19 protein-coding genes and 1 other annotated feature are annotated in these 18529 nt (G+C 39.0%); all 19 genes read right to left on the reverse strand.

Translation table 11 applies throughout. The annotated features are described in order from the left end of the window. Positions 1–27: 27 nt before the first annotated feature. The 19 genes from rpsG to epsC all read right to left on the reverse strand — a co-directional run bounded on the left by rpsG (position 28) and on the right by epsC (position 18370). The gene (gene rpsG / locus GJU32_RS16530) at positions 28–498 is read right to left on the reverse strand and encodes a 30S ribosomal protein S7 (RefSeq protein ID WP_155593039.1); all 471 of its coding nucleotides are present in this window, start codon (positions 496–498) and stop codon (positions 28–30) included. A 149-nt stretch (positions 499–647) separates the two neighbouring features. Then, complete coding sequence (gene rpsL, locus GJU32_RS16535) at positions 648–1067, reverse strand: 30S ribosomal protein S12 (protein ID WP_010860613.1); 420 nt, start codon at positions 1065–1067, stop codon at positions 648–650. Positions 1068–1165: 98 nt separating this feature from the next. Then, positions 1166–1414, reverse strand: coding sequence for a ribosomal L7Ae/L30e/S12e/Gadd45 family protein (locus GJU32_RS16540; RefSeq protein WP_155593040.1), 249 nt, complete (start codon positions 1412–1414; stop codon positions 1166–1168). Between the two features lie 137 nt (positions 1415–1551). After that, positions 1552–5235 carry a DNA-directed RNA polymerase subunit beta' gene (gene rpoC, locus GJU32_RS16545; protein WP_155593041.1) on the reverse strand — a complete coding sequence of 1228 codons (3684 nt, stop codon included), beginning with the start codon at positions 5233–5235 and terminating at the stop codon, positions 1552–1554. Positions 5236–5438: 203 nt separating this feature from the next. After that, on the reverse strand, positions 5439–9014 hold the full coding sequence (gene rpoB / locus GJU32_RS16550; RefSeq protein WP_196426726.1) for a DNA-directed RNA polymerase subunit beta: 3576 nt from the start codon (positions 9012–9014) through the stop codon (positions 5439–5441). 242 nt (positions 9015–9256) lie between these two features. Further along, positions 9257–9859: a class I SAM-dependent methyltransferase gene (locus GJU32_RS16555; protein WP_155593043.1), complete on the reverse strand. Its 603-nt coding sequence runs from the start codon at positions 9857–9859 to the stop codon at positions 9257–9259. Positions 9860–9935: 76 nt separating this feature from the next. Further along, positions 9936–10295: a 50S ribosomal protein L7/L12 gene (gene rplL, locus GJU32_RS16560; RefSeq protein WP_010860618.1), complete on the reverse strand. Its 360-nt coding sequence runs from the start codon at positions 10293–10295 to the stop codon at positions 9936–9938. 75 nt (positions 10296–10370) lie between these two features. Further along, positions 10371–10871: a 50S ribosomal protein L10 gene (gene rplJ / locus GJU32_RS16565; protein ID WP_155593044.1), complete on the reverse strand. Its 501-nt coding sequence runs from the start codon at positions 10869–10871 to the stop codon at positions 10371–10373. A 32-nt stretch (positions 10872–10903) separates the two neighbouring features. Further along, positions 10904–11051: a sequence feature (ribosomal protein L10 leader region), on the reverse strand. Between the two features lie 49 nt (positions 11052–11100). Further along, positions 11101–11799 carry a 50S ribosomal protein L1 gene (gene rplA / locus GJU32_RS16570; RefSeq protein ID WP_155593045.1) on the reverse strand — a complete coding sequence of 233 codons (699 nt, stop codon included), beginning with the start codon at positions 11797–11799 and terminating at the stop codon, positions 11101–11103. Between the two features lie 116 nt (positions 11800–11915). After that, on the reverse strand, positions 11916–12341 hold the full coding sequence (gene rplK, locus GJU32_RS16575; RefSeq protein ID WP_004233593.1) for a 50S ribosomal protein L11: 426 nt from the start codon (positions 12339–12341) through the stop codon (positions 11916–11918). Between the two features lie 230 nt (positions 12342–12571). Further along, a complete protein-coding gene (nusG, locus tag GJU32_RS16580; protein ID WP_155593046.1) occupies positions 12572–13105 on the reverse strand; it encodes a transcription termination/antitermination protein NusG in 534 nt (177 codons plus the stop codon). Positions 13106–13457: 352 nt separating this feature from the next. After that, complete coding sequence (gene secE, locus GJU32_RS16585; RefSeq protein ID WP_004233589.1) at positions 13458–13643, reverse strand: preprotein translocase subunit SecE; 186 nt, start codon at positions 13641–13643, stop codon at positions 13458–13460. Positions 13644–13691: 48 nt separating this feature from the next. Further along, complete coding sequence (gene rpmG / locus GJU32_RS16590; RefSeq protein ID WP_004233588.1) at positions 13692–13838, reverse strand: 50S ribosomal protein L33; 147 nt, start codon at positions 13836–13838, stop codon at positions 13692–13694. A gap of 76 nt (positions 13839–13914) precedes the next feature. Beyond that, positions 13915–14562, reverse strand: coding sequence for an RNA polymerase sporulation sigma factor SigH (gene sigH / locus GJU32_RS16595; RefSeq protein WP_004233587.1), 648 nt, complete (start codon positions 14560–14562; stop codon positions 13915–13917). A 68-nt stretch (positions 14563–14630) separates the two neighbouring features. Continuing rightward, positions 14631–15143 carry an NYN domain-containing protein gene (locus tag GJU32_RS16600; protein ID WP_155593047.1) on the reverse strand — a complete coding sequence of 171 codons (513 nt, stop codon included), beginning with the start codon at positions 15141–15143 and terminating at the stop codon, positions 14631–14633. A 2-nt stretch (positions 15144–15145) separates the two neighbouring features. Further along, the gene (gene rlmB / locus GJU32_RS16605) at positions 15146–15898 is read right to left on the reverse strand and encodes a 23S rRNA (guanosine(2251)-2'-O)-methyltransferase RlmB (protein ID WP_155593048.1); all 753 of its coding nucleotides are present in this window, start codon (positions 15896–15898) and stop codon (positions 15146–15148) included. Further along, positions 15898–16338 (reverse strand): Mini-ribonuclease 3, encoded by a 441-nt coding sequence (locus GJU32_RS16610; RefSeq protein ID WP_170829858.1) that lies wholly within the window; start codon positions 16336–16338, stop codon positions 15898–15900. The genes rlmB and GJU32_RS16610 overlap by 1 nt, the downstream gene beginning before the upstream one ends. Next, on the reverse strand, positions 16323–17723 hold the full coding sequence (cysS, locus tag GJU32_RS16615) for a cysteine--tRNA ligase (protein WP_155593049.1): 1401 nt from the start codon (positions 17721–17723) through the stop codon (positions 16323–16325). Before cysS ends, GJU32_RS16610 begins: the two co-directional genes overlap by 16 nt. Next, on the reverse strand, positions 17720–18370 hold the full coding sequence (gene epsC, locus GJU32_RS16620; RefSeq protein ID WP_155593050.1) for a serine O-acetyltransferase EpsC: 651 nt from the start codon (positions 18368–18370) through the stop codon (positions 17720–17722). Before epsC ends, cysS begins: the two co-directional genes overlap by 4 nt. Positions 18371–18529 lie beyond the last annotated feature (159 nt).

Genomic DNA, 18529 nt, shown 5'->3' on the forward strand with positions numbered 1-18529 from the left:
AGCCAATTAGCTAACACATAGGTTAAATTACCAGCGGTAGTGAGCGAATGCTTTGTTCGCTTCTGCCATTTTGTGCATATCTTCACGTTTCTTAACTGATGCACCAGTGTTGTTAGAAGCATCAAGAATTTCGTTAGCTAAACGTTCTTCCATAGTTTTTTCACCACGAAGACGAGAATAGTTAACTAGGTAACGAAGACCTAAAGTTGTACGACGTTCTGGACGTACTTCAACCGGTACTTGGTAGTTAGAACCACCAACACGGCGAGCGCGAACTTCAAGAACTGGCATTACGTTATTTAGAGCGGCTTCGAATACTTCAATTGGATTTTCACCAGAACGTTCTTTAACAAGTTCGAACGCACCGTATAAAATCTTTTGAGAAGTACCTCTTTTACCATCAACCATCATTTTATTGATTAAACGAGTTACTAGTTTTGAACTATAAATTGGATCTGGTAACACGTCACGTTTGGAAACAGGACCTTTACGAGGCATGTGTTTTCCTCCTTTCGAATAGTTATCGATTTATTTTATTAAGTTGGCCTTATCATATCTGTCAATCAAATAACAAATCTGCTAGCAAGATTCAATCTTTTTGACAATAGTATGAGGCTCACTATTAAATAACGTTATCTAACGTTAAATTATTTTTTTTCTTTAGGGCGTTTTGTTCCGTATTTAGAACGTGATTGTAAACGACCGTTTACACCAGCTGTATCAAGAGCTCCACGTACGATATGGTAACGAACACCCGCTAAGTCTTTTACGCGTCCGCCACGGATAAGAACAACACTGTGCTCTTGTAAGTTGTGGCCTTCACCTGGGATATAAGCTGTAACCTCAATTTGGTTAGTTAAACGTACACGAGCGTATTTACGTAACGCTGAGTTTGGTTTACGAGGTGTCATTGTACCAACACGAGTACAAACACCGCGTTTTTGTGGAGATTTAACATCAGTTAAAGATTTTTTAAATGAGTTATATCCTTTGTTTAACGCTGGTGATTTTGATTTCGTGATTTTAGATTGACGAGGCTTACGTACTAATTGGTTAATTGTAGGCATCGGTATTTCCTCCCTTCATTTATTCCTTGTTAATACCACACATCCAGGTGGTTCATTTTTTGGGTAAAAACAAAGTCTTTGTGTTTAATACACAAAAACTACTCTACAGTAATCGCAACTACCGCAGCTCCAACGTGGATTCCACAGGCCTTGCCCAGTTCCTTTTTGGACTCAACAAGAATAACTGGTATTCCGATTTCTCTCGCGAAAGATATGGCCAAATCGGTTACCCATTTGTCTGCATCAAGTGCCACAAAGAGTTCTTTCACTGAACCGGCTTGCATTGCTTTTACTGCTTGCTTTGTACCTATGATTGTTTGACTAGCCCTTACTTTATCATAAGACATTTTCATATCCTCCGAAGTACAGACAGTTAACTATCAACCTTCAATATATTATCATTACCAATTTACACTGTCAACTAATATCTTTAAAAAGTCCGAAGAGACGGTAAAATTCCATCTCTCCGGTCTTATTTTAATATCTATTCAGCAGAAACGACTTCTGTGTCAAGCTCATCTTTTTCGATGCGGATTTGACGGTAACGTTGCATACCAGTACCTGCAGGAACAAGTTTACCGATAATTACGTTCTCTTTTAATCCAAGAAGCTCGTCACGTTTACCCTTAATTGCTGCATCTGTTAACACACGTGTTGTTTCTTGGAATGATGCTGCAGATAAGAATGATTCTGTTTCAAGAGAAGCTTTTGTAATACCCAGGATAACAGGACGACAAGTTGCAGGATTTTTGCCATTCATAACAGCATCTACGTTTGCCTCTGCAAATTGGTGGATATCTAGTAATGAACCTGGTAATAAGTCTGTATCCCCAGCTTCAATTACACGTACTTTACGAAGCATTTGGCGAACCATTACCTCGATATGTTTATCTCCAATTTCTACCCCTTGCATACGGTATACTTTTTGTACTTCTTTTAACAGATATTCTTGCACTGTTGAAACGTCTTTTACTTTTAATAATTGTTTTGGATCAATAGAACCTTCTGTCAATACTTGACCGCGTTCTACAAAGTCGCCTTCTTGTACTTTCAGACGAGCATTGTAAGGTGCTGCGTATTTACGTGTTTCTACATCACCTTCAATTGTAATTTCTTTTAGACCTTCACGGATTTCAGTGATGTCTGAAACTGTACCTGCGATATCAGAAATAACTGATTGACCTTTAGGATTACGTGCTTCAAAAATCTCTTGAATACGTGGAAGACCTTGTGTAATATCATCTCCGGCAACCCCACCTGTATGGAAGGTACGCATTGTTAACTGTGTACCTGGTTCACCGATTGATTGAGCTGCAATAATACCTACTGCTTCCCCAACTTCAACCTCTTCACCTGTTGCTAAGTTCATGCCGTAACATTTTTTACATACGCCATGTTTTGTATTACATGTAAATGCAGAACGAATTGTTACTTCTTCAAGACCTAACTCAGTAATGATACGAGCGATATCTTGGTCGATTAATCCATCTTTTGCTAAAATCACTTCACCTGTTTCCGGATGATAGATTGTTTTCTTCGTATGACGGCCAACAATACGTTCGTCTAACGCTTCAATTAACTCTGTACCTTCCATTAACGCACCAATTGTTAAACCACGGTCAGTTCCACAATCATCTTCACGAACGATAACATCTTGTGCTACGTCTACTAGACGACGAGTTAAGTAACCTGAATCGGCAGTTTTTAGGGCTGTATCGGCTAGACCTTTACGAGCACCATGCGTAGAGATGAAGTATTCCAATACTGTTAAACCTTCACGGAATGAAGATTTGATTGGAAGTTCGATGATACGACCAGCCGGGTTGGCCATCAGACCACGCATACCAGCTAACTGTGTAAAGTTAGATGCGTTACCACGGGCACCTGAGTCAGACATCATGAAGATTGGGTTTGTTTTCTCAAGTGACTTCATCAGTTTCGCTTGAATTTCATCTTTAGCAGCACTCCAACTAGAGATAACACGGTCATAACGCTCTTCCTCTGTGATGAAACCACGACGGAATTGTGCTTGCACTTTATCTACTTTATCTTGTGCTATTGCTAAAATATCACCTTTATCCGGTAAAACCACAATGTCAGATACACCAACCGTAATACCAGCTTTAGTAGAATATTTAAATCCTAGGTTTTTCATACGATCAAGCATCTTAGATGTTTCAGTAATGTGGAAACGTTTGAATACTTCAGCAATGATATTTCCTAAGAATTTTTTACGGAATGGATTTACAACTGGTACTGATGCAAAATATTTGCGCAATACAGCTGTACGTTGTGCATCAATTTTCCCTTTTTCATCTAAAGTGCTATAAGCATTATCTGACTCAAGCTCTTTCAGCGTTTCTTCATCAATTGTTAATTTAGCGAAGTATTTTTCTGGTGTTACTTGCTCTAAGTTGAAATCAGATGGCTCATTAATGTACGGGAATGATTTTGGCAAGATTTCGTTGAAAATTACTTTACCAACAGTTGTTAATAGGAACATATTATTTTGTTCTTCTGTGAATGTTGGATTATTTAACGAACTTGCTTTGATAGCAATACGTGTATGCAAATGAACATGGCCTGTATCATATGCAATTAAAACTTCATTAGGACCATAGAAAACAGTGCCTTCACCACGAGCGCCTTCACGTTCAAGTGTTAAGTAGTAGTTTCCTAATACCATGTCTTGAGAAGGTGTTACAACAGGTTTACCGTCTTTTGGGTTCAGGATGTTTTGTGCAGCAAGCATTAGAAGACGAGCTTCTGCTTGGGCTTCCGCTGATAATGGTACGTGAACCGCCATTTGGTCACCATCGAAGTCAGCATTATACGCTGTACATACTAATGGGTGAAGGCGAATAGCACGACCTTCAACTAGTGTTGGTTCAAATGCTTGAATACCAAGACGGTGAAGCGTTGGTGCACGGTTTAGTAATACTGGGTGCTCACGAATAACATCTTCTAAAACGTCCCATACGTCGTTGTTTAAACGTTCTATTTTACGCTTAGCCGATTTAATGTTATGAGCAAGACCACGTTCTACTAACTCTTTCATTACGAATGGCTTGAATAATTCGATAGCCATTTCTTTCGGTAAGCCACATTGGTACATTTTTAAGTTTGGACCTACTACGATAACGGAACGACCTGAATAGTCAACACGTTTACCAAGTAGATTTTGACGGAAACGACCTTGTTTACCTTTCAGCATATGTGAAAGTGATTTTAGTGGACGGTTACCAGGACCTGTTACCGGACGTCCGCGACGACCATTATCGATTAACGCGTCAACGGCTTCTTGTAACATACGTTTTTCGTTTTGTACGATGATGCTTGGAGCACCTAAATCTAATAAACGTTTTAAACGGTTGTTACGGTTGATTACACGACGGTATAAATCGTTTAAATCTGAAGTTGCAAAACGACCACCATCTAATTGCACCATCGGACGAAGCTCTGGTGGAATAACAGGTAGTACATCTAGAATCATCCATTCAGGTGAGTTACCTGAGTTACGGAAAGATTCAACAACTTCTAGACGTTTGATGGCACGAGTACGTCTTTGACCTTGTGCAGATTTTAACTCTTCTTTTAGAGAATGTGTTTCATCTTCTAGGTCAATTTTAGCCAATAATTTCTTAATTGCTTCCGCACCCATTGAAGCTTCGAATGTATTTCCGAATTTTTCGCGGTATGCACGGTACTCTTTTTCAGAAAGTAATTGTTTGCTTTCTAAATTAGTAGCACCTGAATCAATCACAACGTATGAAGCAAAATAAATCACTTCTTCTAAGGCACGTGGTGACATATCTAGAATTAGACCCATACGGCTAGGAATACCTTTGAAGTACCAGATATGAGAAACTGGTGCTGCTAATTCGATGTGTCCCATACGTTCACGTCGAACTTTTGCACGTGTTACTTCAACACCACAACGGTCACAAACTACACCTTTATAACGTACACGTTTATACTTACCACAATGACATTCCCAATCCTTAGTTGGACCAAAAATACGCTCACAGAATAAACCATCTTTTTCTGGTTTTAATGTACGGTAGTTAATTGTTTCAGGCTTTTTAACCTCACCATATGACCAAGAACGAATCTTGTCAGGGGATGCTAAACCGATTTTCATATATTCAAATTCATTAACGTCTATCAAGGAGCCTACCTCCCTCTAGTATAGGTCTTTATAAAGACTCTTTTACGCAGCTCGATAATCGTTTGCAAAGAATTGCCTCTTTGGCAAAGGATTAGAAATAGAATGATTTATTAAAAGAAAAAGCCAGGCAGGGCGTTAAATCCTGCCCGGCTAATTTGAAAAATAAGTTTGACCTTATTCACAACTGTGAATTTGGTTTTCCATTATTCAAAAGACTCTACTGGCTCTTCTTCTGTATCTGGCTGTGGTGCAATGTTAAGTGCATCAGCTGGTTGAAGATCTTCTTCTTCGTCTAAATCGCGAAGTTCTACTTCTTCATCATTAACTGTTAACATCTTAACATCCATACCAAGAGATTGAAGTTCTTTAATCAATACTTTGAATGACTCAGGAACACCTGGCTCTGGTACACTTTCACCCTTAACGATGGCTTCATATGTTTTCACACGACCAACAACGTCATCAGATTTAACTGTTAAGATTTCTTGAAGTGTATATGCAGCACCGTATGCTTCAAGTGCCCATACCTCCATCTCACCAAAACGTTGTCCACCAAATTGCGCTTTACCACCAAGTGGTTGTTGCGTAACTAGTGAGTAAGGACCAGTTGAACGTGCATGAAGTTTATCGTCAACCATGTGGGCAAGTTTGATCATATACATGATACCAACTGATACACGGTTATCGAATGGTTCACCAGAACGTCCATCATACAGGATTGTTTTACCGTCACGGTTCATACCTGCTTCTTCCATCGTTTCCCAAACGTCTTCTTCATTAGCACCATCAAATACTGGTGTTGCCATATGAACGCCTAGATAACGAGAAGCCATACCTAAGTGTAACTCTAAAACTTGTCCGATATTCATACGAGAAGGTACACCAAGTGGATTTAACATGATATCAACAGGCGTGCCATCTGGCATGAATGGCATATCTTCTTCTGGTAAGATACGCGAGATAACCCCTTTGTTACCGTGGCGTCCGGCCATTTTGTCCCCAACGCGGATTTTACGTTTTTGTACAATGTAAGCACGAACTAATTGGTTAACACCTGGTGGTAATTCATCACCATCTTCACGGTTAAATACTTTAACGTCAAGAATGATACCGCCAGCACCATGTGGTACACGTAATGAAGTATCACGAACCTCACGAGCCTTTTCACCGAAGATTGCATGTAATAAGCGCTCTTCAGCAGTTAATTCTGTAACCCCTTTAGGCGTTACTTTCCCTACAAGAATATCACCGTCACGTACTTCTGCACCGATACGGATGATACCACGTTCGTCTAGGTTACGAAGTGCATCTTCCCCAACGTTAGGAATATCGCGAGTGATCTCTTCAGGTCCAAGCTTTGTATCACGAGACTCTGATTCATATTCTTCAATATGAACAGATGTATAGACATCGTCTTTTACAAGGCGCTCACTCATAATAACAGCATCCTCATAGTTAAAGCCGTTCCAAGTCATGAATGCAACTAGTACGTTACGTCCAAGAGCTAGTTCGCCTCTTTCCATTGATGGACCATCTGCTAAAATGTCACGAGGCTTCACACGTTCCCCAACTTTCACAAGTGGACGTTGGTTATATGAAGTACCTTGGTTTGAACGAATGAACTTTTGTAATTTATATTTAGTTAAATCACCTTTAACCTCTTTACCGTCTACAACTTCAATACGGCGAACATGAATAGAGCGAGCTTCAACGTGCTCAACAATACCATCATATTTCGCTACTACAGCTGCACCTGAATCACGCGCATCAACATGTTCCATACCAGTACCAACAAACGGTGCTTCTGGGTTAAGAAGAGGAACTGCTTGACGTTGCATGTTGGCACCCATAAGTGCACGGTTAGAGTCATCGTTTTCTAAGAATGGGATACATGCAGTCGCTGCTGAAACTACTTGTTTAGGAGATACGTCCATGTAGTCCATTTGAGCTTTATTGAATACTGTGTTATCTCCACGGAAACGACCTACTACTTCTTCTTTGACAAAAGTACCATCTGGATTTAACAGTGAGTTCGCTTGTGCTACGTAGTAGTTATCTTCTTCATCAGCTGTTAAATAATCAATTTGATCCGTTACTTGACCTGTTTCGTGATCAATACGACGATAAGGTGTTTCAATGAAACCAAATTTGTTTACTTTGGCAAATGAAGATAAAGAGTTGATTAAACCAATGTTTGGACCCTCTGGTGTCTCGATTGGACACATACGACCATAGTGAGAGTAGTGAACGTCACGAACTTCGAAGCCAGCACGCTCACGTGTTAAACCACCAGGTCCTAATGCAGATAAACGACGTTTGTGTGTTAACTCTGCTAGTGGGTTTGTTTGGTCCATGAATTGTGATAATTGAGAGCTTCCGAAGAACTCTTTAATAGACGCAATTACTGGACGAATATTAATTAATTGCTGTGGTACGATAGCAGCTGTGTCGTTAATTGACATACGCTCACGTACTACACGTTCCATACGAGATAAACCGATGCGGAATTGGTTTTGTAGTAACTCACCAACAGAACGCAGACGACGGTTACCTAAATGGTCAATATCATCTGTTGCTCCTACTTGGTAAAGCAAGTTGAAGAAATAGCTTACTGAAGCTAAAACGTCAGCAGGTGTAATATTCTTCACTTCTTCATCAATGTACGCATTACTAATGATATTAATTTCTTTTTGCGCTTCATCTTTTGGTGCATAAATCTTAATAGATTGGATTGTTACATCATCCTCAAGTACTCCACCAACTTGTGATAAAGTGCGGTAACCGATACCTTTCGATGAATCTTCTAGGTAAGGTAGAATTTTATCTAAAGTACGACGATCAAGTACTGTACCTTTTTCAACTAAGATTTCGCCTGTTTCTGGATCCACAAGCGTTTCAGCAATCGTTTGGTTGAATAAACGATTTTTAATATGAAGCTTTTTATTCATTTTGTAGCGACCAACATTCGCTAAATCATAACGTTTTGCATCGAAGAAACGAGAGTATAATAAACTCTTCGCGCTCTCAACTGTTGGTGGTTCACCTGGACGTAAACGTTCATAGATTTCTAAAAGTGCTTTTTCTGTACTTTCAGAGTTATCTTTTTCTAGCGTATTACGTAAATACTCGTTATCACCGATAATATCGATAATCTCTTGGTCTGAACCGAAGCCTAACGCACGAAGTAACACCGTTACAGGTAGCTTACGTGTACGATCAATACGTACATATACTACATCTTTTGCGTCAGTTTCATATTCTAACCATGCACCACGGTTCGGTATAACTGTAGCGCCGAAACCTTTTTTACCGTTTTTATCAGTTTTATCATGGAAATACACACTTGGTGAACGAACTAATTGTGAAACGATAACACGTTCAGCACCGTTGATAATGAACGTACCTGTTTCTGTCATTAATGGGAAATCACCCATGAAGACATCTTGTTCTTTCACTTCGTCTGTTTCTTTGTTGTAAAGACGTACTTTCACACGTAATGGAGCTGCGTAAGTAACATCTCGCTCTTTACATTCATCAACATCATATTTAGGATCACCTAATGAATAATCGATGAATTCTAATGAAAGATTACCTGTAAAGTCCTCGATCGGCGAAATGTCACGGAACATTTCACGTAAACCTTCTTCAAGGAACCACTCGTAAGACGCCGTTTGAATCTCAATCAGATTTGGAAGCTCAAGCACCTCTTTAATACGCGCAAAGCTTCTACGCTGGCGGTGTTGTCCGTACTGAACTAGTTGACCTGTCAACTCATTCACCCCTCAATAAAGCGATATTAGGTCTTTGCAAAATCCTACAAATAGTGTATGATTTCGAAAGACAAAAAGAAAACGAGTCTTCAAAAAGATCTCATTTTCGGTTAACTAAACTTATCTTGGCAAGTATACCCATATGAAAACACTTCTATACAAAAAGGGCATACGACCTCAAAATAATATTTTTGCATTGTATCATATTATCATAGCCGATTTGTCAAGTCAATAAATTATACATATTTCATTTATTTTTTTGCACGTACAATCCAGTACCCTTTTTTCTTCTCCACAATATCGACTTCAGAAAATTTTTCTTCTAAGTAACTTACTGTCGATGGTGCTCCTTGTTTCTTCTGAATGACTACCCAAAGCTCACCTGAAGGCACTAGTCGGTCATAAGCTCCATCGTAAAAGCGGAAAATCGTTTCCTTCCCCGCACGAATTGGTGGATTCGTTAAGATAGCTGCTGCTTCTATATCTTTATCAACCATCGATAGGCCGTCACTCATAAATATTCGCACATTTTGAACACCGTTTACTTGCGCATTTTTTTGCGAAAGCGCAACTGCACGTTCATTTATATCCATCATAAAAACGGTACGGTCCGGATTCGTTTTGGCAATCGATAACCCTATCGGTCCATATCCACAACCTACATCAAAAATCGCACCATCAATATCAGGCATTTGAAAAGCGTCTATTAAAACACGGGATCCAAAATCTACTTCGCTTTTACTAAATACACCTGCATCCGTTTCAAAAGAAAACGAATGCCCTAGTAACTTGAATGTCCAGTGACGTGGTTTACTCTCAGTTTGAGGCTTACTTGTATAATAATGATCAGACATTTTCACGCCTCCTCAGAATGAAGAAAAAAGCTCGCCAAAATGACGAGCTTTCCTTTTGTTAAAAAGTAACGCGAGATTACTTAACTTCTACAGATGCGCCAACTTCTTCAAGTTTAGCTTTGATTTGTTCAGCTTCATCTTTAGAAACGCCTTCTTTAAGAGCTTTAGGAGCGTTATCTACTACTTCTTTAGCTTCTTTAAGACCTAAACCAGTGATTTCACGAACCACTTTGATTACTTTGATTTTTTCTGCACCAGCAGATGCTAATACTACGTCAAATTCTGTTTTTTCTTCAGCTGCAGCAGCACCACCAGCAACTACTGCTACAGGAGCAGCAGCTGTTACACCGAATTCTTCTTCGATAGCTTTTACTAAATCGTTTAATTCAAGAACTGTCATAGCTTTGATAGCTTCTAAGATTTGCTCTTTGTTCATTATAATTTCCTCCTAATTGGATAATGTTTTAGTTTTTTTTGCGGTCAAGCCGCGGAAGTTATGCAACGTAAGAAATTACGCGCCTTGTTCTTCTTTTTGTTCTGCAACAGCTTTTGTTGCAAGTGCGAAGTTGCGCACTGGAGCTTGAAGTACAGATAAAAGCATAGAAAGTAGACCTTCGCGTGATGGAAGTTCTGCAAGTGCTTTAACATCTTCAACAGAAGAAATTGTACCTTCAATAATACCGGCTTTAATTTCTAAAGCTTCGTTTTTCTTAGCGAACTCATTGATGATTTTAGCAGGCGCTACAACATCTTCAGTTGAGAACGCAATTGCGTTAGGACCAACTAATACGTCGTTGATTCCTTCAAGACCAGCAGCTTCAGCAGCACGACGAGTTAAAGTGTTTTTGTAAACTTTGAACTCAACGCCAGCCTCACGAAGTTGTTTACGAAGTTCAGTTACTTGTGCAACATTAAGACCACGGTAATCCACAACTACTACAGAAGAAGCGCTTTGGAACTTTTCAGTAATCTCTTGAACTTGTACTTGTTTGTTTTCGATTGCTTTGCTCATGATGACACCTCCTATTAGAATGGGTCATTTATACCGACAAAAGAAAAGCCTCTGGGTCAAATATAGACGCAGAGGCTGAAAGTCATCATCTTTAAATAAGAATCTGAATTCCGATGTCCTCGGTAGGAACATTAAGTGACAAGTCACTCCTACTGTCTACGGTACAAATGGATAATTCACAACAGCAATCATGATATCATGTATAATTACTGTTGTCAACATATATATATTATTTTACTACTACGTTTGAAGCGTCAATTTTAATAGACGGACCCATTGTAGTTGTAACATTTACAGACTTCATGTAAGTACCTTTAGCTGCAGCAGGTTTTGCTTTTTGAACTACATCAAATACAGTTAAGAAGTTCTCTACTAGTTTTTCTGCAGAGAAAGAAACTTTACCGATAGGAGCATGGATGATACCAGCTTTATCAGCACGGTATTCAACTTTACCAGCTTTGATTTCTTCGATAGCTTTTGTTACATCAAAAGTAACTGTACCAGTTTTAGGGTTTGGCATTAAACCTTTAGGTCCTAATACGCGACCAAGTTTACCAACTTCGCCCATCATGTCAGGAGTTGCTACGATTACATCGAAATCAAACCAACCTTGTTGGATTTTTTGGATGTACTCTGCATCGCCTACATAGTCAGCACCAGCTGCTTCAGCTTCTTTAAGTTTCTCACCTTTAGCGAATACTAATACGCGTTGAGTTTTACCAGTACCGTTTGGAAGCACTACTGCACCACGGATTTGTTGGTCGTTTTTACGAGTATCAATACCTAAACGGAAAGCAACTTCTACAGTAGCGTCGAAGTTTACAGTGCTAGTTTTTTGAGCAAGTTCGATTGCTTCTTGCGCGTTGTATAGTGAGTTACGATCAATTAATTTTGCTGCATCTTGCAGTTTTTTACCTTTTTTAGCCATTATATATTTCCTCCTTGATTGTGGTTATAGCGGATTTTACCTCCCACGAATAAAGGTTGCGTGTTCACAAAGAAACTTCGCAACCTTCCAAAAAACAATACATCAAGTAACTGGGATTAGTCTTCGATAACAATACCCATGCTTCGTGCAGTACCTTCAACCATTAACATAGCAGCTTCAACTGAAGCAGCGTTAAGGTCTGGCATTTTAGTTTCAGCGATTTCGCGAACTTTATCACGTTTAACCGTTGCCACTTTTTTACGGTTTGGTTCACCTGATCCAGATTGGATACCAGCTGCTACTTTAAGTAATACTGCTGCAGGTGGAGTTTTTGTAATGAAAGTGAAAGAACGATCTTCGAATACTGAAATTTCAACTGGAATAATAAGACCAGCTTGATCAGCAGTACGCGCATTGAATTCTTTACAGAATCCCATGATGTTCACACCCGCTTGACCTAATGCAGGACCAACCGGCGGAGCTGGGTTAGCTTTACCAGCAGGGATTTGAAGTTTTACAACTTTAATAACTTTTTTAGCCACGAGACACACCTCCTTAAGTCCGTGATGTGGTAATTGGGTTGCCCCTCCCACTCAATATCTGTCTGTCAGCTAAGTGCCGATAACATTAAAATTATCATTACAGACGTCAAACAAAAGTATGACAGTCTGACCTATGAAATGATACCACTTTTAATTTTTTTAAGCAAGTAGTAATTAGCAAAATCTGCGAAACATCTACCAATTGGCATGTCACAGTTCTATTACCGGAACTATAATTTTTGAATTTGTTCGAAATTTAGTTCCATAATCGTTTCGCGACCAAACATATCAACGCTCACTTTTATTTTTCCTTTTTCTGCGTCAATTTCTTCAACACGTCCTTGGAAATGAGCAAACGGTCCTTCTAGTACTTCCACCGCTTCACCAACAGTTAAATCAACTTCCACAACCTTATCAGTCATGCCCATTTGTTGCAGTAAACGATCTGCTTCTTCTGGTAGTAACGGCGTTGGTTTTGCACCTCCGCCAGATGAGCCGATAAAGCCAGTAACACCTGGCGTATTTCGTACTACATACCAAGAATCATCAGTCATAATTAATTCTACTAACACATAACCAGGGAAAACTTTACGCATCATTGTGCGCTTTTTCCCATCTTTCATTTCTGTCTCCTCATGTTCAGGAACAATTACACGGAAGATTTTATCTTGCATTCCCATCGTTTCTACACGTTTCTCTAGGTTTGCTTTTACACGGTTTTCATACCCTGAATACGTATGAACAACATACCAATTTTTCTCCATAACTACTAGGACTCCTCGTCCGTCCCTCCCTTACAAATAAAAGTGAAAATGAATCGCGATATGCTATACGCACTCTTTACTCTTTCCACAAACATCTCATTAGAAAAACATAGCTTTCGCTAATAGCCAGCGAAAGCTCGATGATATATACCGAAACTAGCATAGTCATCTATCACTACTATCATACTCTCCTAGTAGCATCCTTACCATAATGAGAGTATTTTACTGCTATTCACTTCACCCATTTCATCCATCCTCTGAGATGGAACTTCATGCTGAATGAAGATAAAACAAACGAAAAAACCCGTTATTGCAATGGACGGGCTATTTCAAAAATATGCTATTTATTAAATTATAAATCTAAGTACCAGCGGAATAATGATGAAATACCTAAATCAACTAACACAAAAAATAAAGCCATAATGACAACAGTTGAAATTACAACGACTGTATATTTCGTCAGTTCTTTACTTTTTGGCCAGCTTGTTTTGCGCATTTCCGACATTACGTCGCTGAAAAAGCTTTTGATCTTGCCCATTCTAGCTTAACCTCCGAATCAATCATATCTGTCTATTTACATATCATTCTATAGCGTTTGTTTATGCATTGTATGTTCATTGCAATGCGAGCAAAATTTCTTTAATTCCAGACGTACAGTGGAACCTTCTTTAGCTGGGAACGTGTAATTTCTCGAACCACATTTCTCGCAATTTAGCACGACTTTTTTTGCCATATAATCACCTTTTTCGGCACTTTGTCTTTTTAAGACTAACACCTATATTTGTCAATGTCAATAAAGGCCTATATGGCTAAGACATTTCCTCAAGGACTAAATGTCGCTCTAATTTACGCTTTACCCGCTGCAATGCATTATCAATAGATTTCACATGACGGTTTAATTTTGCAGAAATTTCATGATAAGACTGGCCATCTAGATATAAGGCCAAAACTTGTAACTCTAATTCACTTAAAATCTCACTCATCTTTTCTTCTAAATAGCCAAACTCTTCTCTATGAATCATCAATTCTTCTGGATCATCCATAATAGCACCTGTTAGCACATCCATGAGCGTTCGGTCGGACTCTTCATCAAATATTGGCTTGTCCAAAGAGATATAGGAATTTAGCGGTATATGCTTTTGCCTAGTTGCTGTTTTAATAGCCGTAATAATCTGCCTTGTAATACATAACTCTGCAAAAGCTCTGAAAGATGCAAGTTTATCACCTTTAAAATCGCGGATTGCTTTATATAAACCGATCATTCCCTCTTGCACAATGTCTTCCTTGTCTGCTCCAATTAAGAAATAGGATCTTGCCTTCGCTCTTACTAACAAACGGTATTTCGTAATTAAATAATCCAACGCATCTGTATTACCTTGATGCACCATTTCAATAAGTTCTTCATCATTGAATCGTTCAAAATCTTGTGTCACTTGTACAATGCTATTTTTAAACATGGTATCACCTCAGCCACAACAGATAATTAGGAACAGTATAACGGAATTGGAAAATATGCGTCAATCAATCATTTCAAGCCTCGTCTCCATTTTTCAAAGGCAAGTGCAACATCTGGCTTTAATTCTATACGAGAAGGCGGCTTGCTTTCTTGTTTCCGCTTCACATCATGTGAAATTTTATGTTGAATAATGCTTGTATCAATTTCTAGCTCCCTAGCTGATTTCCTTAGAGCGCCATTACCAAATATAACACTTTGCTCTGCCATATCAGAGGTTGCTACATGTATTTGTACATTTCTAGCCTTAAGTTCATGGGTCATTTTTTCAATGCGTTCATCTGCTGTTTCATTTTTCCGAGTGTAAATGATTTCTACATCATTTTCTATATAAGATTGCTCTACTCCTGGTACAAGGTGTGCGTCATAAACAATAATTACGCGCCAACCCATAGCTGCTTTATACTCAGCCATAAGTTCTATCAACCTTTTGCGCGCATCCTCAAAATTTGTATCACGCAATGGCCGCAACTCTTTCCAAGACCCAATCATATTATAGCCATCAACAAGCAAAATGTTTTTCATTGTTAATCATTCGCTTCTTGACGTTTACGATACACTTCGTACATTAATAGCGCTGCAGCTACTGATGCATTTAAAGATGTGACGTGCCCTATCATTGGTAAATGATATAAAAAATCGCATTTTTCTTTTAATAAACGGCCCATCCCCTTGCCCTCACTACCAATAATGATAGCCAATGGTAATGTTGCATCCATTTTTCGATAATCTACAGAACCCTTTGCATCTGTACCAGCAATCCATATGCCTCGTTCTTTTAATTCATCAATTGTTTGAGCAAGATTGTTCACACGTACAACTGGAACATGTTCAATAGCACCTGTGGATGCCTTTGCCACTACAGCCGTTAAACTCACAGATCGACGCTTTGGAATAATAATACCATGTACTCCTATAGCATCAGCTGTTCTCATTATAGACCCTAGGTTGTGGGGATCCTCTAGCTCATCTAAGATTAAGAAAAAAGGATCTTCCTGTTTATTTGCCGCTGCTGCAAATAAATCCTCAAGTTCAGCATACTTATATGCGGCAACAGAAGCAACAATTCCTTGGTGATTTGCACTCGATAATTGTTCGATTTTCTTTTTTGGGACAAACTGAACTATAACACCACGTTCTCGTGCTAAATCTAGTAATTCATTGACACCAGATTTTTTCACACCTTCTGCAATCCATACTTTATTCATATCGCGGCCTGAACGAAGTGCTTCTAACACTGGGTTTTTACCGGCAATAATTTCACCATTTTGTTCTGCCATTATTTAGACACTCCTTTTGATTCCTCGATTATTTGAATAGCATATGCAATGATTTCATATACGCGTTCTAGTTCATTTAATAAATATAAACTACCAAGTACTGCTTCAAAGCCTGAGCTATTACGATAGGTCTGGACATCTGTATTTTTAGGTACAGAGCCGGATTTGGCATTGCGTCCACGACGGAACACAGCCAACTCCTCCTCTGTTAAATAGTTTTCATCCATCATACGATGGACGATCATAGATTGCGCTTTTGCTGAAACGTAGCGAGTTGCCTCACGATGTAGTGTATTTGGTTTAACACGACCAGAACGCAGCAAATGCTCTCGTATTTTTTGTTCCAATACTGCGTCACCCATATAGGCTAACGCCAGCGCATTTAATTGCTTAACATCTTCATTGCGAAGTTTATCCAACTTAATTACCCTCGTTTCCATCTAGTTCCTTGTCGTGTATCTTCTAAAATGATACCTTGGGCTTGCAAATGGTCACGGATCTCGTCAGAACGAGCAAAATCACGATTTTTACGTGCATCTACGCGTTCTTGTAGTAATGTTTCAATTTCTTCGTCTAATAATTCTTCTTCTTTTGCAAATTTAATACCTAAGACGTCACCGAATACCTCAAAGGTTTCAATAAAGGTCTCTAATACCTTCTTGCAAGTATTGGCTTCATTTAAATAAATATTAGCAATACGAGCTACCTCAAATAATACAGATATAGCGTTAGCTGTATTAAAGTCATCATCCATTGCCTCTTCAAAATTTGCTTTCTGTTCGGCAATTTTGCTAAACCATTCTTCTGATTGATCGCCTAAGCTTGCCGTAGTAGTAAGTCGATGCTTCACATTGTTATAGGCTGTACGAATGCGCTCTAAGCCTGTTGCAGCAGCTTCTACTAAATCCTTCGCAAAGTTAATTGGGTGGCGATAATGGACAGATAACATAAAGAAGCGTAGTATCTGTGGGTCAATTTGTTTACGAATATCATTAACAAGAATGAAATTCCCAAGAGATTTTGACATCTTTTCATTATCAATATTAATGTACCCATTATGCATCCAATAACGTGCAAATGTTTTATTATTATGTGCTTCTGATTGAGCAATTTCATTTTCGTGGTGTGGGAAAGTTAAATCTTGCCCACCAGCATGAATATCAATAGTATCCCCTAAATGTTCACGAGCCATTACAGAACATTCAATGTGCCAGCCTGGTCGTCCATCTCCCCATGGGCTCTCCCAGAAAATCTCACCTGGTTTAGCGGCTTTCCATAAGGCAAAATCTAATGCATCATCTTTTTTCTCACCAGCTTCAATACGAGCACCGATTTTTAAATCATCTACTGATTGATGCGATAATTTACCATAGCCATCAAATTTACGAGTACGGTAATACACATCCCCAGCAGATTCATAAGCATAGCCTTTATCAATTAACACTTGAATAAATTGAATGATATCATTCATATGCTCTGTCACTCGTGGATGAACATCCGCTTTTTTGCATCCTAGTGCTGTAACGTCTTCAAAGTACGCAGCAATAAAGCGCTCTGTTAATTCATGTACTTCTTCACCCAGCTCATTTGCTGCCTTAATAATTTTATCGTCTACATCCGTAAAATTTGATACAAACTTTACATCATAGCCTTTGTATTGAAAATAACGGCGTACTGTATCATAAACAATGACAGGGCGTGAATTTCCAATATGGATGTAATTATAAACAGTCGGACCGCAGACATACATTTTTACTTTGCCTTCTTCTAGCGGTACGAAGGGTTCCTTTTGTCGCGTTAATGAGTTGAAAATTTGAATACTCATTGTGTTTCTCTCTCCTTTTGTAAGCGTTCGATTTCATGTTGCAATTCGGTGATCTGCTTCTCGAAAACTTGACAACGTTCTTCTACAGGATCAGGTATATTTTGGTGATCTAGTTTTTTCTCTAGACGAACTCCATCCTTAATCACTATTTTACCAGGAATACCGACAACTGTAGCGTTTGGAGGTACTTCTTTTAAAACAACTGATCCTGCACCAATTTTACTATTCTCGCCAATTGTGATAGAGCCTAATACTTTAGCACCTGTTGCCACAAGCACATTGTCCTCTAAAGTAGGGTGACGTTTTCCTTTTTCTTTCCCTGTACCACCTAAAGTTACACCTTGATACAAGGTAACATTATCGCCAATCTCACATGTTTCACCAATAACAACACCCATACCGTGGTCTATAAAGAAACGACGACCAATTTTCGCACCAGGATGAATTTCAATGCCAGTAAAGAAGCGGCTAATTTGCGAAATGGCACGGGCAATAAAATAAAAACGTCTTTTAAAGAACCAATGCGCCACTCGATGCGCCCACGTAGCATGCAGACCTGAATAGGTTAACACCACTTCAAATACACTACGCGCGGCTGGATCATTCTCAAAAATTGTTTCCACATCTTCTTTCATTCTTTTAAACACAAAAACTCCCCCTTTTCATGTTGATCTTGCTCAAATCCTTTGAAATCCTACACACAAAAAACGATAACGATTGTCAATTTCCTTCAGATTCCCTGCGTAGATGATGTGGTATTGACGCCTCCTTGTTAGTCAATTAAGCCTTGGCATAATTGCTGCTCC

Origin of the sequence: Lysinibacillus cavernae (assembly GCF_009724685.1) — a bacterium.
Taxonomy (GTDB): domain Bacteria; phylum Bacillota; class Bacilli; order Bacillales_A; family Planococcaceae; genus Lysinibacillus; species Lysinibacillus cavernae.